This window comes from Micromonospora sp. NPDC047467 (assembly GCF_040643095.1).
Classification (GTDB): Bacteria; Actinomycetota; Actinomycetes; order Mycobacteriales; family Micromonosporaceae; genus Micromonospora.
Genome location: NZ_JBEYTO010000009.1, coordinates 247,641 through 273,081, shown reverse-complemented (window position 1 = coordinate 273,081; position 25,441 = coordinate 247,641). Strand labels below are relative to the sequence as shown.

Below are 25,441 nucleotides of genomic sequence, written 5' to 3'. Positions count from 1 at the left end.
ACGGCAGGCCGGGCGGTCCGCTGCCCGGCGCGGTCCTACCGCGTCGAGAGGGGGCATCGTGCCAGTGACCCGCGGCGGCGTGACCCTGTCGGTGGTGACCGTGCTCGCCGGCCCTCTGTTGGCCGCAGCCCTCGCGCACGGCGTACCCCGACCCATCGACCCCGTGGCCGCCACCCGCGTGCTGGCCGCGCCCACCCTCGGCGAGCCTGGCCTGGGCGCGCTCGCTGGGCCGTTCCTTACCGCGCCCGGTCTGACGGCGCCGGGTCTGACCGCGTCGCGGCTCGCCGCTCTTGCGCCTGCTCTGCCGGCGTCGCGCTTCGCCGCTCTTGCGCCCGGTCTGACCGCGTCGTGGCTCGCCGCTCCCGCGCCGGACGCGTCCCAGCCGAGTGGCCTGCCGGTCGCCGCGCCTCAGCCGCCACCTCCGGTCGACGTTTTCGTCGAGGTGAGCCCCAGCACGGTGCAGCCCGGCTACCTCGTCGGCATCCGGGCCAGTTGCCGGGACAACTCGGTGGGCGCCACCGTCGTCTCCGACGCCTTCGGCGCCATCGGCGTACAACCGCAGCGTGGCGTGCTCACCGCCGCCCCGATGGTGCGCGATCGCACCCGGCCCGGCAACTACCGGGTCAAGCTGGAGTGCCGCGACGGCGAGACCGCCTCGACCATGCTGCAGGTGGTCAAGAAGGTCCCGGACAAACCCAGCCGGGGCCCGGCGACCGGCTTCGGCGGCACCTCCGGTGGCATGACCGGCAAGCTTCTGCTGCCCGGCGGTGCCGCGCTGACCATCGCCGGACTGGTCGTCGCGGTGCTGGCCCTGCGTCGGCCGCGTACCGTCCGTGGCACCGCGCGCCGCTGAGCCCGCCATGGAGATCTTCCGCCCCACGCCACCGCCGGCCGGTTCGCGTCCGCCTGCTGGTGCGCGCCCGTCTGCTGGTGCGCGTCCGCCCGCTGGTGGGCGACCGCCTGCGGATCAGGGGCCGTCGGTCGGGTCGCGGCCCTCCGGTGGTCGGCCCTCGGTGGTCGCCCGCGCGCCTACCGCCGTGGCGCCCCGGCGCAGCCGTCCGTCCGGGCGCAGCCCCTGGTCCGTGCCGCTGGCCGTGGTGCTGGTGCTGGCTGGCGTGTTCGCGACCGGGGCGGGGCTGGGTCGCTCGGTCGGCCCGTTCGACTGGGCTCCGGCCGGTGGTGAACCCCCCGCGCGGAGCACGACGGTCGGGATGTCGGCCAGCCGCCCGGTGCGCCTCGCGGTGCCGGCGATCAAGGTGGCCGCGCCGGTGGCACCCGTCGGGCAGGCCCGCGACGGCTCGATCGCCGTACCCCCGTTGGAGCGGCACAACGAGACCGGCTGGTACGACCGTGGCCCGACGCCCGGCGAGCCCGGCCCTGCGGTGATCGTCGGGCACGTGGACACCAAGAGCGGCCCGTCGGTCTTCTACGACCTCGGCAAGCTCAAGCCGGGGGATCTGATCGAGGTGGCCCGGGCGGACCGGTCGGTGGTGGTGTTCAAGGTCGACACCGTCGAGCACTTCCCGAAGGACCAGCTGCCCGCCGAGCGCATCTACGGGCACGACGGGCCCGCCGGGCTTCGACTGATCACCTGCGGCGGTCAGTTCATCGGCGGTCGCACCGGATACGCCGACAACGTGATCGCGTTCGCCACCATGCAGTCCTCCCGCAAGCCCTGACCGCCCACCACGTCGGGCCGTCGATCCGCATGATCGACACCATGTCGGCGGTGTCGGGGTACCCCGCCATCCAGACACCCCCACATCGCCGACCTGGAGTGGATCAACGGCCGGGCGGGCTGGTTGCGCCGGGCGGGCTGGTTACGGCTGGCCGACGTGCAGGGCCACCTCGAACTCCAGGAGGCTCGCGCCGCTGGCGACCGGGGGGCGGGGCTTCTCGCCGGGAGCGTTCGCGTGCGCGGCACGGGACGGCCCGGCGGCCCAGGCCTGGTAGGCCTCCTCGCTCTCCCACTTCGTGTAGACGAAGTAGCGGGTCTCGCCGGCCACCGGCCGGAGCAGTTCGAAGCCGAGGAAGCCGGGGGAGTTCTCCACGGTGCCCGCCCGGGCGGCGAACCGCTTCTCCAACTCCTCGCCAGCACCCGGCGGAACGTCGATTGCGTTGATCTTCACGACTGCCATCTGCCCACCCTAGCCACCGCCAGCGGGCAGAGGCTCAGAACGTCTCGACGGCCGGAACGAGGTCGGCGTCGACCACGATCGGGGCGTGGTCGGAGGGACCCTTGCCCTTGCGGGCCTCCCGGTCGACGTACGCCGAGCGGACCGCGCGGGTGAACGGCGCCGAGGCGTACACCAGGTCGATCCGCATGCCCTTGTTCTGGTGGAACATCCCGGCCCGGTAGTCCCAGTAGGTGAACGGGTGTGGCCCCTTCATCGGGGTCGGCACCACATCGCTGAGACCCAGGTCGCGCAGTGCCGCGAGGGCGGCTCGCTCGGCCGGGGTGACGTGCGTGGAGTGGGTGAAGACCGCCGGGTCCCAGACGTCGGCGTCGGTCGGGGCGACGTTGAAGTCCCCGCAGACGGCGAGCGGGAGGCCGTCGGTCAGCTCCGCGCCCAGCGCGTCGCGCAGCGCCGCGAACCAGGCCAGCTTGTACGCGTAGTGCGGGTCGTCCAGCGTGCGGCCGTTGGGGACGTACACCGACCAGACCCGCACCCCGTCGCAGGTGGCGGAGATGGCCCGGGCCTCCGGGTCGGGAAAGCCGGGCTCACCGGCGAACCCGACCCGGACGTCGGTCAGGCCGACCCGAGACAGGATGGCCACCCCGTTCCACCGGCCGTCGCTGTGGCTGGCCACGGTGTAGCCCAGGTCGCCCACCTCGCCCACCGGGAAGGCGCCGTCCGGGCACTTGGTCTCCTGCAGGCAGACCACGTCCGGCCCGGTGCCGGCCAGCCACTCCAGCAGCCGGGGCAGCCGGGCCTTCACCGAGTTCACGTTCCAGGTCGCCAGGCGCATGCCCCCAGCCTGCCGCATCCGCCCCCGCGACGCCCGGTCAGCTGCCCGGGGTGTCGCCGGGACGGGTCTGTTCGGCCAGGAACCGTTCCAGCTCCGCGCCGAGTTCGTCGGCGGTGGGCAGCGGGCCGGCGTCGGCGGCGAGCAGGTTCTTCTCGCCGCGACCCCGGGCGAACGCGTCGTACTGCTCCTCCAGGGCCTGGACCAGGGCCGCGGCGTCCTCGGTCTGGGCGACCTGCCGGTCGATCTCCACCCGGACCACCTCGGCGGCCGAGCGCAGCCCGTCGCCGGGCAGCAGCAGCCCGGTGCTGCGGGACACCGAGGTGAGCAGCACCTCGGCGGCGGCCGGGTACTCCGTCTGCGCCACATAGTGCGGCACGTGCGCGGCGAAGCCGAGCGCGTCGCGGCCCTGCTCGCCGAGGCGGAACTCCAGCAGGTGGCCGACGCTGCCGGGCACCTGGACGCGTTGCAGCCAGGGCTCGTACCCGCCGATCAGTTCTGGCCGGGTGGCGTGCGCGGTCACCCCGGTCGGTCGGGTGTGCGGCACCGCCATCGGGATCGAGTTGAGCCCGACGGTGAGGCGGACGTCCAGCCGGGCGGCGAGCCCGGCGACCGAGGCGGTGAATCGCTCCCACTGCAGGTCCGGTTCGGGGCCGGTGAGCAGCAGGAACGGCGTCTCGTCGTCGTCGTGCAGCAGGTGCAGCTCCAGCTTGGGCGCGTCGAAGCTCTCCCAGTGGTCCTCGACGAAGGTCATCACCGGTCGCCGAGAGCGGTAGTCGAAGAGTTGGTCCACGTCGAAGGTGGCGATCGGCCGGCTCTCCAACGAGGTGAGCAACTGCTCGCGGGCCAGCCGGCTGGCGTTGCCGGCGTCCACGAACCCGGTGAGGGCCTGGATCAGGACCGGTTGCCCAAGGTCGGGCAGATCGTCGGTGAGCTGGTAGAGCTCGTGTGGGTCGAGCACCGGTGCGGACCTCCCTGGAATGTGCCTACGGGATGCCGACGCGACGGACGGCACCCGGTTCGGGCAACGTACCCGCCATCCTGATGCATTCCTGCGTCGGGCGATCCGTTGCCCGCCGGCTGGGCACGATCGGACTAACCACCCCAATACGCCTTTCGGCTGATGGCGGGTTCGGCCCAAAGGCCGAGTTTGTCGATCATGTCGGTCCGGGCGGCCCGATGTCCATGCCTGTCACCGCCCGTGCCGGCCTGCGTGTGGCACCGGCTTCATCCGGTACGCGAGGTACGTTCCCCGGGCGCGTCCACCCGCCCCGCTCGTCCACCCGGACACCCCCAATCTGTGGCGAGGACCACATGATCACCGTGCGTGATCGCGGATGTCGCCTGCCTAGCCTCGGCTGATGCGTGACGACGGCACCCTCGACGACCCGAACGCCCCGAGCAGCCCCACTGCCGAAATGGAGGAGGGCACCTCAACCGAACGGACAACCGCCGCTGGTCGGCTCCGGGCGTACGCCCGCGACCTGACCGGGCGGCGTCGGGCGCAGGTGGCGCTCGCCACCGGCGTGGTCTGCTGCCTCGGCCTGGCCGCCGTCGTGCAGGTCCGCGACGAGACCGCCGGCGCGGCCACCCGGGTGGACCCCACCGCCAGCGTCGAGTTGGCACAGCGCGCCGAGCAGGAGCACGCCTCCCGCAGCCTCGACCGCTCCGCCGCTCCGACGACCCCCGCTGCCACCCCGTCCGCGTCCGCGACCTCCGCCAATCCGGACACCACCGCGCGGGCCCGCAAGACCGCGTCGGCGAAGCCGACCAAGCCTGCGCCGGTCGCCGGGCTGGACAGGGCCCAGATGGACAACGCCGAGGCGATCGTCCGTACCGGCCGCGACATGGGCGTCCCGCGCCGTGGCCTGGTCATCGCGGTGGCCACCGCCATGCAGGAGAGCAACCTCTACAACGTCGCCAGCGGGGTCCTGCCCGAGTCGCAGAACTACCCGCACCAGGGTGTCGGCTGGGACCACGACTCGGTGGGGCTGTTCCAGCAGCGCTCCAGCAGCGGCTGGGGTCCGGTCGGTCGGCTGATGGACCCCGCGTTCGCCACCCGGCAGTTCCTCTCGGCGCTGCAGCAGGTGCCGGGTTGGCAGCAGATGCGGCTCACCGACGCGGCCCAGGCGGTGCAGATCTCCGCGTACCCGGAGCACTACCAGCAGCACGAATGGCGGGCCGTGCGGGTCGTCGACGCCATCGCTCCGGCCGGGGAGTAGCCTACCGACCACTGTGGACGATGGGGGTTGAGCCTGTCGCGTCCCGGGTTCATCCGTTGCGGCTACGGGGTACACATGACACAGGGATCGTCGACAGGAGGACGTCATGTCACTGATGCAGCGGATCAGCGCTTTCTTGAGATCGCCGAAGGGGCAGCAGTTGGTGGACCGGGGTCGGCGCGAGCTGGCCAAGCCCGGCAACCAGCAGAAGCTCAAGGGGTTGGCGGCGCGGCTGTCCAACCGCCGCCGCTGACCGTCGAGCCGGTCGTCCTGCCCGCCGTGACCCCTGGGGAGCCTCGGTGACCGACACCCCGCCCGTCGGCGGCCAGCCCGCCACGCCCACCCCCGAACCGTCCGCCGACGTGCCGGCGGTGCCGCCGGCCGCCCCCGAAGGCCCGCCGGCTCGGCTGTGGGACCGGATGCGTGGCGATCCGCAGTACGCCCCGGAGCACCTCGCCCTGGAGGCGGTACGCCGGCTCGGGCCGGAGGCCGCGCAGTGGGCCGCCCGGGCCCGGGCCGAGCACCCCGGGGTCTCGGCCGAGGCCCTGGCCGACCAGGCGGCCCGCAAGTTCGTCAACCTGGCCCGCCTCTCCGGGGCGGTCTCCGGCGTGGCCGGGCTGCCCGGTGCCGTGCTCGACGTGGGCGTGCTGGCCTGGACCCAGGCGCGGATGGTGCTGCACATCGCCGCCGCGTACGACGTCGACCCACTGCACAGCGACCGTGCCACCGACCTGCTCGTGCTCCAACGGGTGCACAAGGTCGCCGCGAGCGCCCGGCTGGCGCTCGGGGTGGCCGCCGGCCGGGAACGCGCCGACGCGCTCTTCGGTCTCGGCGGCCAGCGCCCGCTCGGCCGGGTCATGCTGCAGCTCGGTGTCCGGCTGGCGCAGATGGCCGGCGTGCGGGCGGCCAAGCGGATGTTCGCCAAGATCGTGCCGGGGGCGGCGATCGTGCTCGGCACCTGGGCCAACTCGTCCGCCACGAAGGACCTCGCGCAGCGGTCCCGGGCGCTGTACCGCCAGCGCGGCACCGCCGTTCCGGAGCCTCGCCGCCGGTGATCCGTGCGCCCTGGCGCGCCTCCGGCCGGTCAGCCGGCCAGGCCGGAGGCGCGCCAGGTCACCTCGGCGAGTCGGTCCTGCCCGGCGGCGTTGGGGTGGAACCAGTCCAGCGGGTTGAGCAGGTCCAGGGTGAACCGGACCTTGTGCACCGCGCCGCCGTCGTGCCGGCAGCGCGAGCCGTACGCCCGGCAGGCCGCCACCAACTGCGCGTTGTACGCGTCGATCCGCTCCCGCACGGCGGCTCGGCGGGCGCGGTCGGCGGGTGCCGTCGACGTGGCGTCGGCCAACAGGGCCGGGCAGACGCCCCGCCGCCAGGCGCGTGTCGCCCGCGCGTCGTCGTGCCCGACCTCCCAGAGCCGGTACAGGTCGGGAATGCTCACCACCAGCACCCGTGCCTTCGGCCGACCGGTCCGCAGTGCCCGCAGGCCCCGGTCGACGTCGGCCCGGAACTGCTTCACCGGGGTCATCGCGTCCACCCCGCCCCGGCAGATGTCGTTGGCGCCGATCAGCACGGTGACGTAGTCGACGCGGTCGCGTGCCGCCGCCTGGGCCTGACCTTCGAGGGCGTCGGCACGGGCGCCGGGCCGGGCGTGGTTGTACGTCCGGCCGCGGATCGCGGAATTCTGGTCGAGCAGCCGCCGGTAGTGGCTCTGCACCCGCAGCCCGTCGCCGGTCGACCAGGAGTTGCGCTCGCAGGAGGTGAGCACCAGGCAGGAGGCGAAGCCGGTGCTGATCGAGTCGCCGAGCGCGGCGATGCCGCCGGGCCCGCCGGACTGCGGCGCGCTCTTCGTGGGACGGGGTGTCGCCGAGGTGCCACCCTCACAGGCCAGCGCGACCAGCGCCGCGACGCAGGCCAGGGCGGCGACCCAGCGTCGAGGCATGACAACCCCCGTCTCGCAGCACAGAGCGACAGCGCGGTAACTCTATGCGCAGGACGTGGTGTGGCGGGAAGGTGCTGTCGGGTATGCGGCGAAGTAGCTGCGGTGACACTGCCGGGGTGCTATGAGCGGCGCCAGGGAGCCGGCTGGCCGTGCAGCCACCAGCGCAGCGCCCGGGTGATCAGCGGCAGCACCAGATAGGTCATCAGCGGGGTCAGGCAGAGCGTCATCAACAGCACCCGCGCCGCCAGCGGCACAGCGTCGAGGAAGTGGCTGGTCAGCAGGGTGGCGGTGAGGCTCAGCGGAAAGAACGCCAGCCAGATGGTCACCGCCTGTTTCCACCTCGGCGGCGTCGGCGGCGCGGGCGGCTCGACCGGGTCCACCCAGTGCTCCAGCGGCGGGTCGAACCAACCCTCGATTCCGGTACGCCGTTCGACCCGGGTGTGCTCGACGATGCCCTGCGCCGAACTGAGCCACCAGTGCCGCTGCGGCGACTCCTCCCACCGGCGGAGGGTCTCGGCGTCGGCGAAGCGGTAGAGCATGTGCCACTCCGGCGAGCCCTGGCCGCTCTGCACCCAGCCGGCCCCGAGGAATCCGGGAAACGCCTCCGCCAGCGCGGTGCCGGCCCGCATCCAGGCCACCATCTCGCTGGCCCGGGCCGGGTCGGCGCGCCGTGCGATGGCGACGGTCACCGGCACGGTCTGGGTCATGAGCATGCGTCCATCCTGCGGTCGCCACGGCCGCTTGGGCGAACGGATGTAACCGAGCACACCGGGCGGCCGGGTGTTTGCCCCGGGTGTCGGTCCAGGGCGCTGCTGACCGGGCCGCCCGGGGCCGGTTAACGCTGCCGATCGAGGGTAGATCGTGGGGTATGACGAGATCGCAGCCCCGGCGTGCCCGTGGCACGGTCGGCCATGCCTACAGCGCGTTGAACCTCCGGCTCACCCTGGCCAGCTTCGGGTTGGTGATCATGGTGCTCTTCGCGGTGTTGGCGTTCTGGGCCGGGATCACCTGGCTCGGTGTCTTCTGCGTGATCTTCGCGGTGGTCGCCGTGGTCGACCTGGTCGTGATTCAGCGCCGCCGTGCCGCTCGCCGCCGCGAGGAGCCGGGCGTACGGCACTCGCTGTTCGAGTGACAGGAGGACGAGATGCCCCACATCGCCACCACCAACCCCGCCACCGGACAGGTGCTCAAGACCTATGAGGCGATGTCCACCGAGCAACTCGACGCGGCCATCGAGCGCACCGACCTCGCGTACCAACAGCTGCGCGGAACCACCGTCGACCAGCGCGCCCGCTGGATGAACGCGGCGGCCGACCTGCTGGACGCCGAACGGGACGAGATCGCCCGGATCATGACCACGGAGATGGGCAAGACGTACGTCGCGGCGCAGGCCGAGGTGACCAAGTGCGCCACCGCCGCCCGCTTCTACGCCGACAAGGCGCCGGCGTTCCTTGCCGACGAACCGGCCGACTCCACCGCCGTCAAGGCCACCAGGGCGTTCATCCGCTACCAGCCGATCGGCGTGGTGCTCGCGGTGATGCCGTGGAACTTCCCGCTCTGGCAGGTGATGCGCTTCGCCGCCCCCGCGCTGATGGCCGGCAACACCGGCCTGCTCAAGCACGCCTCGAACGTGCCACAGACCGCGCTGCTGCTGGAGGACGTGTTCCGCCGCGCCGGGTTCCCCGAGGGAGCGTTCACCACCCTGCTGGTCGGCTCGGAGGCCGTCGAGCGGATCCTCGCCGACCCCCGCGTACGCGCCGCCACCCTCACCGGCAGCGAGGCCGCCGGTCGTTCCATCGCCCAGATCGCCGGCCGGGAGCTGAAGAAGACCGTCCTGGAACTCGGCGGCAGCGACCCGTTCGTGGTGATGCCCTCGGCCGACATCGACCGGGCCGCCGAGGTCGCCACCACCGCCCGCTGCCAGAACAACGGGCAGTCCTGCATCGCCGCGAAACGGTTCATCGTGCACACCGACGTCTTCGACGCGTTCGCCGAGAAGTTCGCCGCGAACATGGCCGCGCTGCGCGTCGGCGACCCGATGGACCCGGACACCGACGTGGGGCCACTGGCCAGTGAGCGTGGTCGCGACGAGGTGCACGCCCAGGTCCGCGACGCGGCGGACAACGGCGCCACCGTGCTCTGCGGCGGTGAGCCGCCGGCCGGCGACGGATGGTTCTACCCGCCGACGGTGGTCACCGACCTCACCCCGCAGATGCGGATGTGGTCCGAGGAGGTCTTCGGCCCGGTCGCCGGCCTGTACCGGGTGTCCTCGTACGAGGAGGCCATCGAGGTCGCCAACGGCACCAGCTTCGGGCTCGGCTCGAACGCCTGGACCCGGGACGAGGCCGAGCAGGAACGTTTCGCCACCGACCTGGACGCCGGCAACGTCTTCGTCAACGGCATGACCACGTCCTATCCGGAGTTGCCGTTCGGCGGTGTGAAGAACTCCGGCTACGGCCGCGAACTGTCCGCGCTGGGCATGCGGGAGTTCTGCAACACCAAGACGGTCTGGGTGGGCGAGGGCGCGGCCTCGGCCGGCGCGGGCGCGCACGCCGAGTAGCACTTGCAAGCATCAGGGGGTGCGGGCGTGGGTAGGAAGTGCCTCCATGACGTTGTTCGGATTTCACGCCTCCCATGAGCAGATCCATCCCCGCGCCCTGCTGTCGGCGGTGATGCACGCCGAGCGAGCCGGCTTCGACGCCGCCATGTGCTCCGACCACTTCTCACCCTGGAGCGCGCGGCAGGGCGAGTCCGGCTTCGCCTGGTCCTGGTTGGGCTCCGCGCTACAGGCCACCGGCATGTCGTACGGCGTGGTCAACGCACCCGGCCAGCGCTACCACCCGGCGATCATCGCGCAGGCGATTGGCACCCTGGGCGCGATGTACCCGGGCCGGTTCTGGGCCGCGCTGGGCACCGGTGAGGCCGCGAACGAGCACATCACCGGCGACGTGTGGCCGCGCAAGGACATCCGCGCGGCCCGGCTGCGCGAGTGTGTGGACGTGATCCGGGCGCTGCTGGCAGGCGAGGAGGTCAGCCACGACGGCCTGGTCCGGGTGGACCGCGCCCGGCTGTGGACCCGCCCCGAGGAGCCGCCCGCGCTGGTCGGCGCGGCCGTCAGCGTCGCCACCGCCCGCTGGTGCGCCGAGTGGGCCGACGGGCTGATCACCGTGAACGCCCCCGTGGCGCACCTGCGCGAGATGATCGACGCGTACCGGGACGCCGGCGGGCGTGGGCCACTGCACCTCCAGGTGCACGTCTCCTGGGCGCCGGAGCAGGCGCAGGCCGAGGCGATCGCGTACGACCAGTGGCGCAGCAACGTCTTCCCCCCGCCGGTCTGCTGGGACCTGGAGACCCCCGAGCACTTCGACGCGGTCTCGGCCGACGTGCCGGCGCAGCGGGTCGCCGAGGTGGTGAACATCTCCGCGGATCTGGGCCGGCACGTCGGCTGGCTCCAGGAGTACGTGGAGTTGGGCTTCGACCAGATCGCCCTGCACCACGTCGGGCAGGAGCAGCGCGGGTTCATCGACGCCTTCGGCGCCGAGGTGCTGCCGAAGCTGCGCCCGGGCGGCTGATCGAGCACTGATCCACCCGGCCCTAGGCTCGTACCCCATGGAAGGTCTGTTCCCGGTCGTCGTCTTCCTGGCGATCGCCACCCTGGGCGCCGCGCTGGCCCGCCGGCTCGGTCTGCTCGCGCCGATCGTGCTTGTCGTACTCGGTCTGACGCTCTCCTTCGTGCCGGGCTTCCCGCAGGTGCGGCTCGACCCGGAGTTGGTGCTGATCGGCATCCTGCCGCCGCTGCTCTACGTCGCCGCGCTGGAGACCTCGGTGCCGGCGTTCAAGAACAACATCCGGCCCATCCTGCTGCTCGCCGTCGGTCTGGTGTTGTTCACCGCGTTCGTGGTGGGTTCCGTGCTGCACCTGCTGCTGCCACAGGTGCCGTACGCGATCTGCCTGGCCCTCGGCGCGGTGGTCGCCCCGCCGGACGCGGTGGCCGCCACGGCGGTCGCGCGGCGGGTCGGGCTGCCCCGCCGGGTGGTCACCATTCTGGAGGGGGAGAGCCTGGTCAACGACGCCACCGCGCTGGTGCTGCTGCGGGTCGCCACCATGGCCACCATCGGCTCTGCGGTCGGCGCCGCCGACGTCGCGACCGAGGTGCTGCGGGCCACCGGCGGCGGCATCCTCATCGGCGCGCTCGGCGCGCTGGTCTTCGGCTTCTTCCACCGGCGGATCACCGACCCGCTGCTGGACAACGCGCTGTCGCTGATCATCCCGTTCGCGGTGGTGTTCGCCGCCGAGTCGGTGCACGCCTCCGGTGTGGTCGCCGTGGTGGTCACCGGGCTCGCGCTCGGCCACAAGCTGCCCCAACTGCTCTCGGCGGCCTCCCGGTTGCAGGTCGGCGCGTTCTGGCGGCTGGCCCGGTTCCTGCTGGAGGGGCTGGTCTTCCTGCTGGTCGGCCTCCAACTGCGGGAGGTGCTCAGCGACCTCGACGAGCCGGTCGGCTCGCTCGTCCTGATCACCGTCGCGGTGCTCGCCACGGTCTTCCTGACCCGGTTCGTCTGGCTTTTCCCGGCCACCTACCTGGCCCGGCTGGTGCCCCGGATCCGCCACCGCGATCCGGCCCCGTCGCCCAAGGTCCCGATCGTCATCGGCTGGGCCGGGATGCGGGGCGTGGTGACACTGGCCGCCGCGCTGGCACTGCCGCTGACCCTGGCCGACGGCGAGCCGTACCCCCGGGCGCTGTTCATCTGGCTGGCCTTCGCGGTGATCGTTTTCACCCTGGTCGGTCAGGGGGCCACGCTGCCGCTGGTCGCCCGCCGGTTGAAGCTTCCCCAGGACGACCCGGTGCAGGACGCCCTGTCGGCCGCCGGGGTGCAGCAGCAGGCCAGCCGGGCTGCTCGGGACCGCCTCGACGAGTTGGCCGACGACGCGCCACCGGCGGTGGTGGACCGGCTGCGCCGGGCCCTGGACGACCGGACGAACATGGCCTGGGAACGGCTCGGTGGCACCGAGCGGGAAACCCCCTCCGAGGCGTACGGTCGGCTGCGACAAAAGATGATCGACGCCGAGCGGGACGTCTTCCGGGCTGCCCGGGACGCCGGTCGGATCCCTGAGGAGGTGCTGGTGCGGGCCTATCGTGACCTGGACCTGGAAGAGTCGTTGCTGCGGGAGGTCGAGAAGTGAGCTGTCAACACCTGACCGAGGCCGGTGCCGCCGAGGCGCGTACCCCCGACGAGTGCGCCGACTGCGTCGCCGCCGGCGAGACCTACTGGGTGCACCTGCGTACCTGCCTGAGCTGCGGACAGGTCGGCTGCTGCGACTCGTCGCCGAACCAGCACGCGAGCAAGCACTTCGCGTCCACCGGTCACCCGGTGATCCGCTCGGCGCAGCCCGGCGAGGCCTGGCGCTGGTGCTTCGTCGATGAGGAGATCGGCTGAGGATCCGGCAACCGCCGGCCTCAGGCGTCGTGCGCGGGCCTCGTTCGTCGGCCTCGTTCGTCGGCCTCGTGCGCCGGCCTCGTGCGTCGGGCGGTTAGCCGAGCCGCCGGACGAGGAGTTGCCCGGGCCACGGGTCGCGTCCCGGTCGCACGACGGTGAACGTGTCGGTGGCGGTGAAGCCGCAGCCCTCGTAGAAGCGGACCAGCGCCCGATCGTCGCCGCCGTAGCAGTCCACCCGGAGCAGCCCCAGCTCTCGCGACCGGGCCAGGTCGGCGGCGTGCTCCAGCAGCCGCGCCCCGATTCCCAGGCCGGCGTGCTCCCGGTCGGTGACCAGCAGCCGCACGTAGAGTTCCGGCTCGGTGGCCGGGGGCACGTCGTCGCTGGCGTCGCCGACCACCAGCGCACCGACCGGGTGCTCGCCGAGCATCGCCAGGTGCAGGCCGCCGCCCGAGGTCCAGGCGTCGGCCTGGGCGATCCGGCGTGGATCCGTGGACGCCGGCTCGGTGCCCCACTGGCCGGTCCGGCCGCGCGCCGCCAGCCAGGCCGTAGCGCCGTCGAGCAGCCGCAGCACGGTCGCGGCGTCGTCGGGGCCGCCGGGGCGGATGGTGATGCTCTGCTGGTCGGTCATGCCGTCATGCTGCTACACCCCGGGCGGGCGGCCAACGCCCACCGGGTGAGCGCCGGCCCGGCCAGGCCGACCGCGGCGAAGAGAGCACCCACCGCCAGCCAGCCGGGCACGCCACCGTCGAGCACCACCAGCGTCAGCACGGCCGGGGCGACGGCACGGGCCAGGCCGGCGAGCATCCCGTCCGCTCCCTGGTAGGCGCCGACCGCGTCCGGCGGAGCGAGATCGTAGGCGAGCCCCGCCCCGGCGGTGCTGTGCCACAGGTCGCCAACCGTGTAGACGACGGTGGCGACCAGCAGGAGCGCGATCGCCACGGTGGTGGGCAGGCTGGCGGCGGCCGCGTACAGCAACATCGCGACCGCCAGCACCAGGCCGGCCCGGCGCATCTGCCGGGCCGCCGGGGCCGCCGTGTCCACGCCACGGCTCAGCCGTACCGCCAGCAGCACGGTGAGCAGCGTGTTGGTCAGCAGGACCGCCGACACGACGGGCGGGGGCGCCCCGATCAGGGTCACCGCCCACAGTGGCACCACCAGCGTGAGCACCGTCTGGTGGAGACCGAGTATCGCCGCCGCGCCGCTCACCGCGAGGAAACGACCGTCCCGCAGCGGCCGCCTCCGAGAGATCCCGGCGGCCATCGGGGAATGCGCGGCCGGTGCCAAGGCCGGCAGCCGCAACAACAGCGCCGCCGACACCAGATAGGTGGCCGCGTTGCCGGCCACCAGGATCTGGTACGCCAGGTGCGTGTCGGCGGCCAGCGCGAACCCGGCCAGCCCTGCCCCGACCGCGATACCCAGGTTCGCCACCGCCCGCAGCGTGGCGAAAGCGTGCACCCGCCCCTGCGGGCCGGCGACGGCGGCGACCAGCGCGGCGCGGACCGCGAGGTTGCCGGAGGCCAGCAGCGCGTCCAGTGTGGCCACCAGCAGGAAGACCGGAAACGAGCCGACCATCAGGTACGCGCCGGCCACGGCGGCCTGCACCAGTTGCAGGACCGCCCGCAGGGTCCGTGGGTCCCGGCGGTCGGCCAAGCCACCGAGCGGCACGCTCGCCGTCAGTCCGATCAGCCCGGCCACGCTGAGCCCGGTGCCCACCTGGACGGCGGAGAGCCCCACGTCCCGGGTGAGGTAGAGAGCCGCGCCGGTCAGCCACAGTCCCGAGCCGACGGTGTTCGCCAGCGTGGCGAGGGAGAGTGTGCGCAGTCGCCCCGGCGGCGGTAGGGGCGACACGCCCCGCATCAGCGCCCGGTGCGTAGAGCCGAGAAGGCGAGCCGCGCAGCCCCGGTGTGTCGATTGTTTGCGTCCCCGTTGACAGTCATGACGCCGACGCTAGGCAGGCCGGGCGACGTTCGTGGTCCCGAACGACGCGAGGCTGGTCACATCGGCCCCTGCCCCGTCCCGGAGGCGCGCCCCCGTGAACGGTGCGCTGCCCGCTGCGCGTTTCCGGTCCGCAGCCTTGGCTGGTGGGGCTGCGATGTCCGCCGCCGGTGTTCAGGTCCCCGGTGGTCACGTCCGCCGGTGGTACTGGTTGCGGCGGGGGAGTCGGTCGGGGTCGAGCCAGGCCGGCGGCACGAATTCGGGGTGACCGTCGCCGCCCAGTCGGACGGCCCAGTCGCCGTGATGGAGGTGCCGGTGGTGATGGGCGCAGAGCAGCACCGAATTGGCCAGGCTGGTGTTGCCGCCGTCGGCCCAGTGTCGGATGTGGTGGGCGTCGCACCAGCGGGGCGGGCGGTCGCAGCCCGGGAAGGCACAGCCGCCGTCACGCAGGACCAGGGCGCGTCGCAGTGGGCCGGTGATGAGGCGGCGTTGTCGGCCGACGTCGAGGACCTGGCCTGCGCCGCCGAGGACGGCGGGCAGGATCGCGGCGTCGCAGGCGAGCCGGCGTACCGACTCCGGGGTGAGCCGGAGGCCGGTGTCGAGTGTGCCGGCGTCGAACTGCCGGGCCAACGCGTCGAAGCCGGTGGTGACGACGATCTGGGCGGGCTCGCCGCCGTGCTCGGGCAGCTCGTTGGTCCGCAGGGCGAGTCGGCAGATGTCGGCGAGCGCGTCGTGGCGGCGCTGCCCGGGACTGCGCGGATCGTCCGGCCCTGACGGCGCCGTCAACGGGTCGATCGCGGCGCGTAGCAAACCGGCGGCTTCGGCGTCGAGGCTGCCGGTCAACCGCAGGCGGCCATCTGGCAGCTCGGACAGCGTGACATGACGATTCCGGTCGGCTCGGCGCGCCTCGGCCTCCAGCGCTGACCTCGCGGTGGTCTCGGCGACCTCCGGAGCCACGTGGTCGAGGATCCGGGTGCCCAGCTTGCGCAGCAGGGTCGGCTCGAACTGCCCGGCCCACTCGACCAGCACACTGACAGCCTTGTCGGCGGCTTCCGCGCCAGCAGCGGCGTGCACCGTGCCAACCGCGTCGCCGATGACCCGGGCCTGCTCCACGCTGATGTCCCCGTCGGCCAGGGCGGCCCGGACCCCGGGTGGCCCAGCATCCAGCGCTGCGGCGAGGTCGATCAACCGGCGAGCGGCGGGGACGGTGAGCCGCAGCCGGTCGCGCAGCCAGACCGCCGTCGACGACGCACCCTGCGCCGCTGCGGTGCCTCGGCCGTCCAGCTCGCGCACCAGAGCGAGCTTCACGGCCGCCAAGCGCTGCTCAAGCCGGTGCGTGGCGTCGAGCGCCGCGACGAGGTCGTGCTCGCCCAGAGCCCACGGCGCCGCGTCGACGCACACGGCGACTGCCGCCTCCGCCTGCGCCAACTCCTCCATCACTGACCCAGATTGGAACATGCGTACGACAACTTTTTGCTTGGCGAGCGGCGGGCTCGGCTGCTCGGCGACGTCTCGATTGCCTGGCGAACAGAATCCGGCGCCGCCGTGCTCGCGGGCGCGGACGACGACAGACGTTTCCTGCGGCTGCGTTGCGGTGCTGAAAGCCGGGTTCTTCGCTGGACGCCGGTCCCCCGGATGGAGGTATCGGATGTCGCCGGCCGTCGCCAGCGCTCAGCGGTCCGCGTGCTCGGCGAGGCGTTCGGTGGCGAGGCAGGAGACGAGGCAGCGTTCCTTGGCGTCGCCGGTGAGCTGGGCGGTCCAGTCGGTGAGGCCGCCGTCGCCGACCTCCAGGCTGCCACCCTGGACGGTGATTCGCATGGCGCAGCCACGGTAGTAGCCGCGGCCCCGTTCCCGCTCCGGTTCGTCCAGGAGTGGCACCGTGCCACCGTCGAGTGCCGGGCGGACGGTGTCGGCCAGTCGCTCCCGGACGGCCGGGTCGTCGAAGACCGTGACGTGCAACTGGGGTGCGGCCGCGGGTGCCAGTTCGGTGAGGACGGTCTGCCAGTAGGTGAGGTGCCGGATCAGCAGCCGGGCCTGCGTGCTGCCCGAACCGGCGTCCCGAGCGCTGGACACCAGGGCGAACAGCCGGAAGTGCGCCGACGCGTCGGCGCCGAAGTCCTGCGCCCGCAGCACCCGGTGGGCAGCGGCAAGGTGCACCTCGCTACTGCGACGACGGCGCACCGCCGCCTCAATGGCGAGGGCGTTGGTGGGATCGCTCAGCACCTCGCTGGCGCGCATCGTGGTGACGATCCTGTTCTGGCTGACCGGTGTGACCGCCGAGCAGGTGCCCACCGGTACGACCGGCGACAGCTCCACTCCCGAGACGTCGGCCGGCAGCAACTGCCACATTCGTGCCTCGACCTGAGCGAGCACCCCGGGGTCGGCGCGGGCCGGGCGGACGAAGCGGTCCTCGTGCCAGCGACGAACGACATCGGACGGCCGCACCGTGGCCGCGCGGTCGCGGGCCACGGTCAGCAGCAGGGTACGCAGGTCCGTGGCAGGTAGGCCGACCAGCGCGGCTCGCGTCCCCGCCGGCATCGCCGCCCACACTCGACGCTCGGCGTCGGTGAGTTCGCGCCCGTCCATGGCCCTCACCATGGCTGACGTCCCCGGCCGCGGTCCACCGGGTTTTGGTGCCACCGCCGAACTGCACCGTCGGCACACCGACGTGCTTCACGCGGCCACTGGCCGCCCCCGGGACCGGGGGGCGAATCGTTTACGTCATCAGCTCCAAAGGACCCGTAGAGGGCCTATCGCTACCGCCGAAGGCCCGAGGGCGCGGCGCGGTTCGACGCGCAGTCGCCCTGGTCGACGTCGGATCAGCGGCGAGGGCTGGTGGCCGCTCGACGAAGGAGCGGCCACCAGCCCTACCGGCCAGAGGGGTCAGGGTCAGGTCAGTGAGCAGGCCGCCCCGTTGACGGTGACCAGGCCCGGGTCGGGGTTGGCCCCGCCCGTGGTGGTCGCGTTGAAGCCGAACGTCACCGTGCCGCCGGGTGCGATCTTGGCGTTGTACGACTCGTTCTTCGCGGTCACCGTCGCGCCGGCCTGGGTGACCTTGGCCATCCATGCCTCACGGACGCGCTGGTCGCCGGTGAACGCGAACCGCACGCTCCAGCCGTTGACGGCCGTGGCGCCGGTGTTGTTGATGGTCAGCTGCGCGGTGAACCCGGTGCCGCCCTGCCAGGTGCCGTAGTTGTCGTAGCGCACCGAGCAGGTGGTGGCCGGCACCGCGCCGGCGTCGCCCTGGTCGGCCAGGAACGAGGAGATCCACGTCAGCGCCGAGTTCCAGTTGATCGCCACCTCGTTGGTGGCGTACGAGTTGATGTCGTCGACGTAGCAGAACATCGGCGCGCAGCCGTCGAGCAACTGTGCCGCGAACGGGTCCTGGAGCGCGGCGTTCGGGCCACCGGCGATGGAGCCGGCGGGCGGTCGGGGCATGCTCGGGTCGAGCTGGTGGCCGAAGATCCGGCTGTGCTGGTTCTGCGCGGCGTGCTCGCCCCAGCCGGTGACGTAGGAGATGTTCAACGCGTTGCGGCCGAAGATGTAGTCCATCGCCTGCACGGCGCCGTCGCGGTAGACGGGGTTGCGGGTCAGGTCGAACGCGGTGGCCAGCACCACGGCGTTGTTGATGACGTTGCTGTTGCCACCCCAGAAGTAGCTGTTGGCGTCACCGGGCATCGGCAGCCCGTACGCCTGCCGGCGCAGCTCGGCGAGGTACGCGTCGGCGGCCGAGGTGACCGAGGCGCGGACCCGGGTCAGGTCGGCGGCGGGCAGTCCGTTGGGCACGGTGGCCAGGTCGAGGCGGCCGAGCGCGGCGACGCTCTGCCAGCCGAAGCCCCGCGGGTCGAACACGTCGCCGGTGTGGTGCGGCGAGGCGGTCAGGTCGGTCAGGTAGGTCTGCGCACCGGTGGTCAGGTACAGCTCGGCCGCCGCCCAGTAGAACTCGTCGGAGACGTTGCTGTCGTCGTACGCGCCGCCGCCGTTGCCGTCGGTCGGGCTGGCGTACACCGCGGGGTGTGCCTTGGCCGCGCTGTAGGCCGTCTTCGCCGCGGTGGCGCAGCGGGTCGCGAACGCCGCGTCGTAGGGGGCGAAGAGCCGCGCGCACTGGGCGGCGGTGGCGGCGAGGTTGAGGGTGGCCGCGGTCGACGGCGGGTGCAGCTCGCGCGGCTGTGCGTCGTCCTGCGGGGCGAGCGGAAGGCCGGTCCAGTTCCGGTCGTGGATCTTGTGGTGGGCCATGCCGGCGAGCGGCTTGCCGGCGGGGACCTGCATGCGCAGCAGGAACTCCAGCTCCCAGCGGGCCTCGTCGAGGATGTCCGGTGTGCCGTTGCCGCGCTCGGGCACCCGCAGCGTGCTGTCGGCCAGCCCGGCGCCGCCGGCCGCGGTGGCCGCCGTCTTGGTCCGCTCGAAGGTGCTCAGCAGCTGGTAGGTGGCGATGCCGCCGTTGACCACGTACTTGCCGTGGTCGCCGGCGTCGTACCAGCCGCCGCGTACGTCCAGCGAGTAGTCGCAGACGCCCGGCTGGCACGGCACGCTGGTGTCGCCCTGGTTGGGTGCCACGCCGAGGTGGCCGGCGGGGCGGGCGTACTCGTCGCCGATCAGGTCGCCGTCGATGGCGATGCCGCTGCGCTGGGCGTAGAAGAACTGCAACGAGTCGGCGCGCAGCCGGTCGTAGAGGGTGCCGGAGATGTCGAACGGGTGGCTGGTCTCGCCGTCCACGGTGAGGGTCAGCCCGCTGCCGGGGGTGCGGTAGCTGGAGAAGTCGAGGGTCTGCACGTTCTGCCCGGAGGCGGCGTCCACGCCCCGCGCGGTGGTGGTGCCGCTGGCCAGGACGGCGCCGGCGGCCGAGCGCAGCTGCCAGGGCAACGGCCCGGTGGCCTCGGTGACCACTGTGGCGTTCTTCGGCCCGCCGGGCAGGTAGCCGACCTGGTTGACCCGTACCCGTGGCCCGGTGTCCGGCACGTACGGCTCGGGCGGTTCGCCACCGCGCAGCGACACGTCGTCGAGGCAGATGGTCTGCGCCTCGGCGCTGCCGCCGACCTGGAAGATCAGCTGGGCGCTGGGGTTGTCGTCCGGGACGGTGAAGGTCTGCTCGAAGCGCTGGGCGGTGCCGGTGGCGGCGGCGTCCACGGCGGCGTACGTGGTGTAGGGGGCGGTGCCGAGCTGCAGCACCGCCTTGACGGCGGTGCCGGGGGTGGCGGAGACCTCGAAGCCGAGGGTGTATTCGGCGCCGGCGATCAGTGGCACGCCGTCCTGGCCGATGCCGGCGTCCCACGGGTTGGCCAGCCCACCGGGGACGGTGGTGCAGAGCCGGCCGTCGGTCACCGCGAGCGCGTCGGTGCCGTAGGAGAACCACGGGCTCACGCCGGCGCTGAAGTCGCCGTTGTCGATCTGCTCGGGGGCGTCCGGTGGTGGGTCGGCGTGGGCCGCGCCGGCGCCTGCGCCGACGAGGGCCAGGGTGGTCGCCGCGGCCAGCAGGAGGCGGCGTCGGGATGGCGTCACGGGGAGTCCTTCCGGGACGGGAAGTGGGGCGGGTGGTGGTGGGAAACTTGGGAGCGCTCCCAGGTGTCGGCTCGATATTTCCAGCGGCCGTACGTCCTGTCAATTGATCTGACTGGATGGGTTGTCGCGTCCGGCGAGGGCGGTCGGTCGGCCCACCCGCCCCGACACGACGACGCGCGGACGTGAGATTCGCCGCGCCACGCGCCGTCGTCCTGATCTCCTAGAGACAACTGCGCCCTTCGCCTGGCAGGCTGCCACCCATGACCCTGAAGCTGCGTTCCGTGGGAACGAGCGACCGTGGGCTGATCCGCAGCGGAAACCAGGACGCCCTGCACGCCGGCACCTGGCTCGTCGCCGTGGCCGACGGCATGGGCGGAATGGCCGCCGGTGACCTGGCCAGCGCGCTCACCATCGACGCGGTCGCTCCGCTGGACGTGGAGACACCCGAGGACGCCCTGGTGGCCGCCCTCCAGGGCGGCATCGCGCTGGCCACCACCCGGATCCGGCAGGCGGTCGCCGAGGACCCGGAGCGCCAGGGCATGGGCACCACGCTGACCGCGCTGCTCTTCGCCCGCACCGGCACCTGCCTGGCCCTCGCCCATGTCGGCGACTCGCGGGCCTACCTGTTCCGCGAGGGCGTGCTCAAGCAGGTCACCCGCGACGACACCTTCGTCCAGATGCTTGTCGACCAGGGTGTGATCACCGCGGACCAGGCCAGCAGCCACCCGCGCCGGGCGGTCGTCACCCAGGCGTTGCAGGGTGAGAACGTCTCACCGTCGTACGCGACAATGGTGCCCCGGGCCGGCGACCGATGGCTGCTGTGCAGCGACGGCCTCTCCAACGTCGTCCGCCCGGACACCCTCGCCGAGGTGCTCACCACCTACCCGGACCGGGCCGCCTGCGCAGGCAAGCTGATCGACCTGGCGCTGCACGCGGGCGGGCCGGACAACGTCACAGTGGTGGTGGCGGACGTGGTCGAGGAGTAGCCGGCCGTCAGCGTCGCCGGGGCGCGGCACGCCGGGTGGGCGTCGCGGTGCCCGGGTCCTCCGGCCACGGGTGGCGGGGGTAGCGCCCCCGCAGCTCCGCGCGGACCTGCGGGTAGCCGGTGCGCCAGAACGACGCCAGGTCGGCGGTGACGGCCACCGGCCGGCCGGCGGGGGAGAGCAGGTGCAGCAGCACCGGCACCCGGCCGCCCGCGATGCGGGGCGCCGCCGGCCAGCCGAAGGTCTCCTGGAGCTTCACCGCCAGCACCGGCGCCGCCGGGTCGGCGTAGTCCAGCCGGATCCGTGAACCACTCGGCACCTCGATCCGCTCCGGGGCCAGCTCGTCCAGCCGGGCGGCCTGCGCCCACGGCAGCAGCCGGCGCAGCGCCGAGGTCACGTCCACCCGGCCCAGGTCGGCACGTCGCCGGGCGGCGGCCAGTTCGGGGCCGAGCCAGGTCGGCGCGGCGGCGAGCAGCGCCTCGTCGCCGACGTCCGGCCACTCGCCGTCGAGGTGGTGCCGGCAGAACGCCATCCGTTCGCGCAGTGCCCGTGCCGCCGGCGTCCAGGGCAACAGTCCCAGCCCTTCCTGGCGCAGGCCGGTCAGCAGCGCCTCCGCCACCTGCGTCCGGTCCGGGCGGTCCAGCCGCCGCGCCACCAGCTCGATCGCGCCGAGCCGGGTCACCTCCCGGGCCACCACGTCCCCGTCGGTCCAGCCGACCTCCCGGCGCGTGGACAGCAGCGGACCGGCGGCCTCACGGGCGGTGGCCTCGTCCAGCGGGGTGGCCCGGCGGATCCGCGCCGAGGGCGCGCCGGGGGTGCGGTCCGCGACGGCGACCGCCAGCCAGTCGGAACCGGTCAACCCCGACCCGACCGCCAGCTCCGCGGCGGTGCCGCCCGTCATGAGGTACGCCGAGCCGCCCGGCCGCCGCACCCGCGCCAACCGTTCGGGGTACGCGAGACCGACCAGCAGCCCGGCGGCGAGATCGTCGGTGAGCCCGGCCGAGCCGGCGCGTCCCCGCGGTGGAGAGCTGGCGGGCAGCGCGGCGCGCAGCCGGCGTACCTCGGTGCGCCAGCGGGCGGTGGCTCCCGCGTCCACCCCGGTGCGCAGCCGTCGCCAGCCGGCCACCAGGTCGTCGCCCGGGCCGGCCGCGCTCTCCTCGGCGAGCAGGGCTACCACCTCGGCCGCCCGGTCCGCGCCGACTCGCCCGGCGCCGTCGAGCAGCGCCCGGGCCAGCCGTGGGTGCGCGCCAGCGGCGGCGATCGCCCGCCCCCGCGCGGTGATCCGCCCGTCCGCGCCGACGGCGCCCAACGTCTCCAGCGTGTCCCTTGCCACCGCCATGGCGGCGGCCGGCGGCGGGTCGGGCAGGGCGAGTCCGACGCCGTCCGGCTGACCCCAGGCGGCCAGCTCCAGCGCGAACCCGGTCAGGTCGGCGGTGGCGATCTCCGGCTCCGGCCGGGCGGGCAGCCGCTCGTGGGTGGCCTCGGACCAGCAGCGGTAGACGTGCCCGGGCGCCTCCCGGCCGGCCCGCCCGGCGCGCTGGGTGGCGGCGGCCCGGGAGACCGGCACGGTGATCAGCGCGCCCAGCCCGCGCGCCAGGTCGACGCGGGGCACCCGGGAGAGTCCGGCGTCCACCACCACCCGCACGCCCGGCACGGTGAGGCTGGTCTCGGCCAGCGCGGTGGCCAGCACCACGCGCCGCCGGTCGTCGGTCGCGCCGGCTCGGGGCCGCAGGGCCGCGTCCTGCTCGGCGGCGCGCTGACGGCCGTGCAGCGGCAGCAGCGCGACGGTGTCCCGCAGGTCGGCGAGTCGGCCGGTGATCGCGGCGATCTCACCGGCCCCCGGCAGGAAGACCAGGATGTCACCGTCCTGTTCGCGCAGTGCCCGCCGAACGGTGGCCGCCACGTGATCGAGGACGGCGCGATCCACCGGTCCGGCTCCGGGCGGCGCGATCGGCCGGGACGGCGGCGCCCAGATCCGCCGTACCGGGTGCAGCGCCGACTCGGCCCGCACCACCGGGGCGGCGTCGGCCCCGCCGAGCAGCGCGGCGAACCGGTCGGTGTCGGGCGTGGCGGACATGGCGAGGAGCCACAGGTCCGGCCGGAGGGTGGCCCGCGCCTCCACAGTGAAGGCCAACGCGAGGTCGGCGTCGAGCTGCCGCTCATGGCACTCGTCGAGCAGCACGGCACCGGTGCCGGGCAGCTCCGGATCGTGGTGCAGCCGGCGGACCAGCAGGCCGGTGGTGACCACCTCGATCCGGGTGGCCGGGCCGACCCGGCGCTCGCCGCGTACCGCGTAGCCGACGCGCTCACCGACGCGCTCGCCGAGCAGTTCGGCCATCCGCCGGGCCGCAGCGCGTGCCGCCACCCGGCGGGGTTGCGCGATCACCACCCGGCCGTCGACCCGGTCGGCCACGGCCAGCGGGGCGAGGGTGGTCTTGCCGGTACCCGGCGGGGCCACCAGGACCGCAGCGCCGGCCGCGTCGAGCGCGGCCGTCAGCGCTGGCAGCGCCGGGCGTACCGGCAGGTCCAGGGTTACGTCGGAGAGCACGGCACAGTCTCGCACCGGCTCGTGGGGCTCAGCCCCGGTGGACCTCGCCGAGGCCCCGCAGGAAGAGGCGCCAGGCCGTCGGCCCGAAGGCGAGCACCGGGCCGGAGCGGTCCTTGCTGTCCCGGACGGCGACCTGACCGTCGGCTGTCGCGACCTCCACGCAGTTGCCGTTGCCGCTGCTGCGCGTGCTGGTGCGCCAGTCCGCCCGGGTCAGGTCGAGCGCCGTCATCCGCCGTACCTCTCGTCTGTGTCGGCGTGCCACAGATGCGGTCACGCAAAGTTACGAGAAGCCTCCTCGAGACGGGTCATCGATGCCCCCGGATCGAGTGCCATCCGGCACAGCTCCTCGTGCAGAAGGCTATACCCGAGCACATGATCGGCATCCTCCAGAGCCAGCCCCACCGTGAGGTTATCCAGGTAAACCACGGACGCGTCGGCAGCGTCGGCGAAGTTGAGGATCACGTACGGTGTGCTCATCGCCGGGTGCCCGCCCGCCGCGAACGGAAGTACCTGGACCGTCACATTGGGTAGCTGTGCGATGCGCGTCAGGTGCGCCAGTTGCTCGGCCATCACGAGAGGGCCGCCGACCGGACGCAACAGCACCGCCTCGTTGAGCACCACCGACAGTTGGGCGGGCTCGTCGCGACGGAGCACCCCCTGCCGGTGCAGCCGGGCCGCGACCTTGCGCTCCAGCCCGTCCTCGCCCGCCGTGCGGCGGAAGATCGCCCGGGCGTACGCCTCGGTCTGCAACAGCCCGGGCACCGACTCGGCCTCGTACGTGCGCAGCGCCGCCGCCTCGGCCTCCAGCCCGACGTAGAACTCGAACCACTCCGGCAGCACGTCGCTGTAGTTCTGCCACCAGCCGCGCTGCTGCGCCCCCCGGGCGATCTCGATCAGCGCCTCGGCGTCCGCGCCGGTGACCGAGTAGAGCGCGAGCGCCGCCCGGACGTCGCGCGGCTTGATGCCGATCTGCGCGTTCTCGATCCGGGAGAGATTGCTCTTGGACATGTCGAGTTGGCGGGCTGCCACATCGAGGGTCATGCCCGCGTGCTCGCGGAGTTGGCGGAGCTCCCGAGCGATGCGTCGACGGCGCACGGTCGGGCTGGCGGCGGGCCGGAGGGTGCGGGAGACGGTCACCGTCCGAGTCTGACACGACAAGATCCGCAGGTCGCGAGTGCACGGAGTGCAACTTTCAAATCTGGGAGTTGCATTGCAGTAGCTGTGGGTGCATCCTTTCCCGGTCGCGATCACTGTGGACACACACTGTGCGGGAGGGCCGTTGCTCATCGCCGACGAGTTCTTCCTCATCGCTCACAACGACAGTCGTGGCAAGGCCAAACTCCACCCGGCGGCGACCGGCCTCGGCCTGGCCGGCGGGCTGCTCGGTGAGCTGATCCTTTACGGACACATCACCGTCTCGGGCGGGCAGGTCGCCGTCCTGGACCGACGCCCGCCGGCCGACGCGCTGGCGCACACCGTGCTCGACCAGCTGATCGGTGAGTCACAGCACCACGCGGTCACCACCTGGCTCAGCTTCCTGGCCCAGAGCGCGACGACCTCGGTGGGCGAGCGGCTGGCCCGGGCCGGCGTGCTGCGCCGCCAGGAGAGCCGCCGGCTGCTGCGTACCTCGGTCAGCTATCTGCCGATCGACCTCAACGCCGTGGCGTGGCCGGCCACCCGGCTGCGGGCCCTGCTGGACCGGCCGGACCCGCCGAGCGTGCCGGACGCGCTGCTGCTCGGCCTGATCGTGGCCGCCGGGTTGACCCGTGAGGTGCTGTGGAGCGCCGGACCGCGCGCCCACCACCGCCTGAACGTCCTCATCCCCGCGCTGCCGCCGCCTCTGAAGGAACTCGTCGGCCACACCGAGGCCGCCGTCGGCGCGGCAGTCCTGCGCGGTGTTCCATGACCCCCCGGTA

The 25,441-nt window shown here is 73.2% G+C and carries 25 protein-coding genes; 12 read left to right on the top strand and 13 right to left on the bottom strand.

The features are described 5' to 3' along the window. Positions 1 to 58 precede the first annotated feature (58 nt). Together ABZ780_RS25050 and ABZ780_RS25045 are read left to right on the top strand one after the other, a co-directional pair. Complete coding sequence (locus ABZ780_RS25050) at positions 59 to 853, top strand: hypothetical protein (RefSeq protein ID WP_357487665.1); 795 nt, start codon at positions 59 to 61, stop codon at positions 851 to 853. 184 nt (positions 854 to 1,037) lie between these two features. Further along, positions 1,038 to 1,679 carry a class F sortase gene (locus tag ABZ780_RS25045; protein WP_357006808.1) on the top strand — a complete coding sequence of 214 codons (642 nt, stop codon included), beginning with the start codon at positions 1,038 to 1,040 and terminating at the stop codon, positions 1,677 to 1,679. Positions 1,680 to 1,820: 141 nt separating this feature from the next. On the opposite strand, the gene ABZ780_RS25040 is transcribed toward ABZ780_RS25045, so the two are convergent. The 3 genes from ABZ780_RS25040 to ABZ780_RS25030 are packed head-to-tail and all read right to left on the bottom strand — an operon-like array spanning position 1,821 to position 3,928. After that, positions 1,821 to 2,138 carry an antibiotic biosynthesis monooxygenase gene (locus tag ABZ780_RS25040; protein ID WP_357006103.1) on the bottom strand — a complete coding sequence of 106 codons (318 nt, stop codon included), beginning with the start codon at positions 2,136 to 2,138 and terminating at the stop codon, positions 1,821 to 1,823. A 34-nt stretch (positions 2,139 to 2,172) separates the two neighbouring features. Further along, positions 2,173 to 2,970 carry an exodeoxyribonuclease III gene (locus ABZ780_RS25035; RefSeq protein ID WP_357487664.1) on the bottom strand — a complete coding sequence of 266 codons (798 nt, stop codon included), beginning with the start codon at positions 2,968 to 2,970 and terminating at the stop codon, positions 2,173 to 2,175. 37 nt (positions 2,971 to 3,007) lie between these two features. Further along, entirely contained in the window at positions 3,008 to 3,928 is a 921-nt protein-coding gene (locus tag ABZ780_RS25030) for a PAC2 family protein (protein WP_357006107.1), read from the bottom strand. Positions 3,929 to 4,328: 400 nt separating this feature from the next. On the opposite strand from ABZ780_RS25030, the gene ABZ780_RS25025 reads away from it, so the two are divergent. From ABZ780_RS25025 to ABZ780_RS25015, 3 genes are all read left to right on the top strand, one after another. Next, the gene (locus ABZ780_RS25025) at positions 4,329 to 5,189 is read left to right on the top strand and encodes a peptidase M23 (protein WP_357487663.1); all 861 of its coding nucleotides are present in this window, start codon (positions 4,329 to 4,331) and stop codon (positions 5,187 to 5,189) included. 106 nt (positions 5,190 to 5,295) lie between these two features. Then, positions 5,296 to 5,442: a hypothetical protein gene (locus ABZ780_RS25020; protein ID WP_357006113.1), complete on the top strand. Its 147-nt coding sequence runs from the start codon at positions 5,296 to 5,298 to the stop codon at positions 5,440 to 5,442. A 46-nt stretch (positions 5,443 to 5,488) separates the two neighbouring features. After that, complete coding sequence (locus ABZ780_RS25015) at positions 5,489 to 6,244, top strand: EcsC family protein (protein ID WP_357006116.1); 756 nt, start codon at positions 5,489 to 5,491, stop codon at positions 6,242 to 6,244. 29 nt (positions 6,245 to 6,273) lie between these two features. Here ABZ780_RS25015 and ABZ780_RS25010 read toward each other — a convergent pair whose 3' ends face one another. Further along, the gene (locus ABZ780_RS25010) at positions 6,274 to 7,125 is read right to left on the bottom strand and encodes a GDSL-type esterase/lipase family protein (protein WP_357487662.1); all 852 of its coding nucleotides are present in this window, start codon (positions 7,123 to 7,125) and stop codon (positions 6,274 to 6,276) included. 119 nt (positions 7,126 to 7,244) lie between these two features. Then, positions 7,245 to 7,838: an antibiotic biosynthesis monooxygenase gene (locus tag ABZ780_RS25005; protein ID WP_357006122.1), complete on the bottom strand. Its 594-nt coding sequence runs from the start codon at positions 7,836 to 7,838 to the stop codon at positions 7,245 to 7,247. 155 nt (positions 7,839 to 7,993) lie between these two features. Between ABZ780_RS25005 and ABZ780_RS25000 the strand changes: the two genes are divergently transcribed. The 5 genes from ABZ780_RS25000 to ABZ780_RS24980 are packed head-to-tail and all read left to right on the top strand — an operon-like array spanning position 7,994 to position 12,560. Beyond that, on the top strand, positions 7,994 to 8,257 hold the full coding sequence (locus tag ABZ780_RS25000) for a DUF6343 family protein (protein WP_357006125.1): 264 nt from the start codon (positions 7,994 to 7,996) through the stop codon (positions 8,255 to 8,257). Between the two features lie 12 nt (positions 8,258 to 8,269). Then, positions 8,270 to 9,685, top strand: coding sequence for an NADP-dependent succinic semialdehyde dehydrogenase (locus tag ABZ780_RS24995; RefSeq protein WP_357487661.1), 1,416 nt, complete (start codon positions 8,270 to 8,272; stop codon positions 9,683 to 9,685). A 46-nt stretch (positions 9,686 to 9,731) separates the two neighbouring features. Further along, positions 9,732 to 10,697, top strand: a complete 966-nt coding sequence (locus ABZ780_RS24990) for a TIGR03885 family FMN-dependent LLM class oxidoreductase (protein WP_357006130.1) — start codon at positions 9,732 to 9,734, stop codon at positions 10,695 to 10,697. A gap of 37 nt (positions 10,698 to 10,734) precedes the next feature. Then, a complete protein-coding gene (locus ABZ780_RS24985; protein WP_357487660.1) occupies positions 10,735 to 12,306 on the top strand; it encodes a Na+/H+ antiporter in 1,572 nt (523 codons plus the stop codon). Further along, entirely contained in the window at positions 12,303 to 12,560 is a 258-nt protein-coding gene (locus ABZ780_RS24980) for a UBP-type zinc finger domain-containing protein (RefSeq protein WP_357006136.1), read from the top strand. The genes ABZ780_RS24985 and ABZ780_RS24980 overlap by 4 nt, the downstream gene beginning before the upstream one ends. A gap of 94 nt (positions 12,561 to 12,654) precedes the next feature. Here the strand turns inward: ABZ780_RS24980 and ABZ780_RS24975 are convergent, their stop codons facing one another. From ABZ780_RS24975 to ABZ780_RS24955, 5 genes are all read right to left on the bottom strand, one after another. Continuing rightward, complete coding sequence (locus ABZ780_RS24975; RefSeq protein WP_357487659.1) at positions 12,655 to 13,188, bottom strand: GNAT family N-acetyltransferase; 534 nt, start codon at positions 13,186 to 13,188, stop codon at positions 12,655 to 12,657. After that, complete coding sequence (locus tag ABZ780_RS24970) at positions 13,185 to 14,417, bottom strand: MFS transporter (protein WP_357487658.1); 1,233 nt, start codon at positions 14,415 to 14,417, stop codon at positions 13,185 to 13,187. Before ABZ780_RS24970 ends, ABZ780_RS24975 begins: the two co-directional genes overlap by 4 nt. A gap of 267 nt (positions 14,418 to 14,684) precedes the next feature. Continuing rightward, a complete protein-coding gene (locus tag ABZ780_RS24965) occupies positions 14,685 to 15,935 on the bottom strand; it encodes a DUF222 domain-containing protein (protein ID WP_357487674.1) in 1,251 nt (416 codons plus the stop codon). 231 nt (positions 15,936 to 16,166) lie between these two features. After that, the gene (locus ABZ780_RS24960) at positions 16,167 to 17,081 is read right to left on the bottom strand and encodes a hypothetical protein (RefSeq protein ID WP_357487657.1); all 915 of its coding nucleotides are present in this window, start codon (positions 17,079 to 17,081) and stop codon (positions 16,167 to 16,169) included. A 303-nt stretch (positions 17,082 to 17,384) separates the two neighbouring features. Next, positions 17,385 to 19,994, bottom strand: a complete 2,610-nt coding sequence (locus tag ABZ780_RS24955) for a glycoside hydrolase family 9 protein (RefSeq protein WP_357487656.1) — start codon at positions 19,992 to 19,994, stop codon at positions 17,385 to 17,387. A 260-nt stretch (positions 19,995 to 20,254) separates the two neighbouring features. Between ABZ780_RS24955 and ABZ780_RS24950 the strand changes: the two genes are divergently transcribed. Then, positions 20,255 to 20,980 (top strand): protein phosphatase 2C domain-containing protein, encoded by a 726-nt coding sequence (locus ABZ780_RS24950; protein WP_357487655.1) that lies wholly within the window; start codon positions 20,255 to 20,257, stop codon positions 20,978 to 20,980. Between the two features lie 7 nt (positions 20,981 to 20,987). Here the strand turns inward: ABZ780_RS24950 and hrpB are convergent, their stop codons facing one another. The 3 genes from hrpB to ABZ780_RS24935 are packed head-to-tail and all read right to left on the bottom strand — an operon-like array spanning position 20,988 to position 24,620. Continuing rightward, positions 20,988 to 23,525, bottom strand: coding sequence for an ATP-dependent helicase HrpB (hrpB, locus tag ABZ780_RS24945; RefSeq protein WP_357487654.1), 2,538 nt, complete (start codon positions 23,523 to 23,525; stop codon positions 20,988 to 20,990). Between the two features lie 28 nt (positions 23,526 to 23,553). Then, positions 23,554 to 23,754, bottom strand: a complete 201-nt coding sequence (locus ABZ780_RS24940) for a DUF397 domain-containing protein (protein WP_357006155.1) — start codon at positions 23,752 to 23,754, stop codon at positions 23,554 to 23,556. A gap of 41 nt (positions 23,755 to 23,795) precedes the next feature. Next, complete coding sequence (locus tag ABZ780_RS24935; protein WP_357487673.1) at positions 23,796 to 24,620, bottom strand: helix-turn-helix transcriptional regulator; 825 nt, start codon at positions 24,618 to 24,620, stop codon at positions 23,796 to 23,798. A 184-nt stretch (positions 24,621 to 24,804) separates the two neighbouring features. On the opposite strand from ABZ780_RS24935, the gene ABZ780_RS24930 reads away from it, so the two are divergent. After that, the gene (locus tag ABZ780_RS24930; protein WP_357006157.1) at positions 24,805 to 25,431 is read left to right on the top strand and encodes a GPP34 family phosphoprotein; all 627 of its coding nucleotides are present in this window, start codon (positions 24,805 to 24,807) and stop codon (positions 25,429 to 25,431) included. Positions 25,432 to 25,441 lie beyond the last annotated feature (10 nt).

Coding starts and splice junctions, on each gene's coding strand:
- ABZ780_RS25040 (WP_357006103.1), bottom strand. CDS start 2,138: ATGGCAGTCGTGAAGATCAACGCAATCGACGTTCCGCCGGGTGCTGGC.
- ABZ780_RS25035 (WP_357487664.1), bottom strand. CDS start 2,970: ATGCGCCTGGCGACCTGGAACGTGAACTCGGTGAAGGCCCGGCTGCCC.
- ABZ780_RS25025 (WP_357487663.1), top strand. CDS start 4,329: ATGCGTGACGACGGCACCCTCGACGACCCGAACGCCCCGAGCAGCCCC.
- ABZ780_RS25020 (WP_357006113.1), top strand. CDS start 5,296: ATGTCACTGATGCAGCGGATCAGCGCTTTCTTGAGATCGCCGAAGGGG.
- ABZ780_RS25010 (WP_357487662.1), bottom strand. CDS start 7,125: ATGCCTCGACGCTGGGTCGCCGCCCTGGCCTGCGTCGCGGCGCTGGTC.
- ABZ780_RS25005 (WP_357006122.1), bottom strand. CDS start 7,838: ATGCTCATGACCCAGACCGTGCCGGTGACCGTCGCCATCGCACGGCGC.
- ABZ780_RS25000 (WP_357006125.1), top strand. CDS start 7,994: ATGACGAGATCGCAGCCCCGGCGTGCCCGTGGCACGGTCGGCCATGCC.
- ABZ780_RS24995 (WP_357487661.1), top strand. CDS start 8,270: ATGCCCCACATCGCCACCACCAACCCCGCCACCGGACAGGTGCTCAAG.
- ABZ780_RS24990 (WP_357006130.1), top strand. CDS start 9,732: ATGACGTTGTTCGGATTTCACGCCTCCCATGAGCAGATCCATCCCCGC.
- ABZ780_RS24985 (WP_357487660.1), top strand. CDS start 10,735: ATGGAAGGTCTGTTCCCGGTCGTCGTCTTCCTGGCGATCGCCACCCTG.
- ABZ780_RS24975 (WP_357487659.1), bottom strand. CDS start 13,188: ATGACCGACCAGCAGAGCATCACCATCCGCCCCGGCGGCCCCGACGAC.
- ABZ780_RS24970 (WP_357487658.1), bottom strand. CDS start 14,417: ATGCGGGGCGTGTCGCCCCTACCGCCGCCGGGGCGACTGCGCACACTC.
- ABZ780_RS24960 (WP_357487657.1), bottom strand. CDS start 17,081: ATGGACGGGCGCGAACTCACCGACGCCGAGCGTCGAGTGTGGGCGGCG.
- ABZ780_RS24950 (WP_357487655.1), top strand. CDS start 20,255: ATGACCCTGAAGCTGCGTTCCGTGGGAACGAGCGACCGTGGGCTGATC.
- ABZ780_RS24940 (WP_357006155.1), bottom strand. CDS start 23,754: ATGACGGCGCTCGACCTGACCCGGGCGGACTGGCGCACCAGCACGCGC.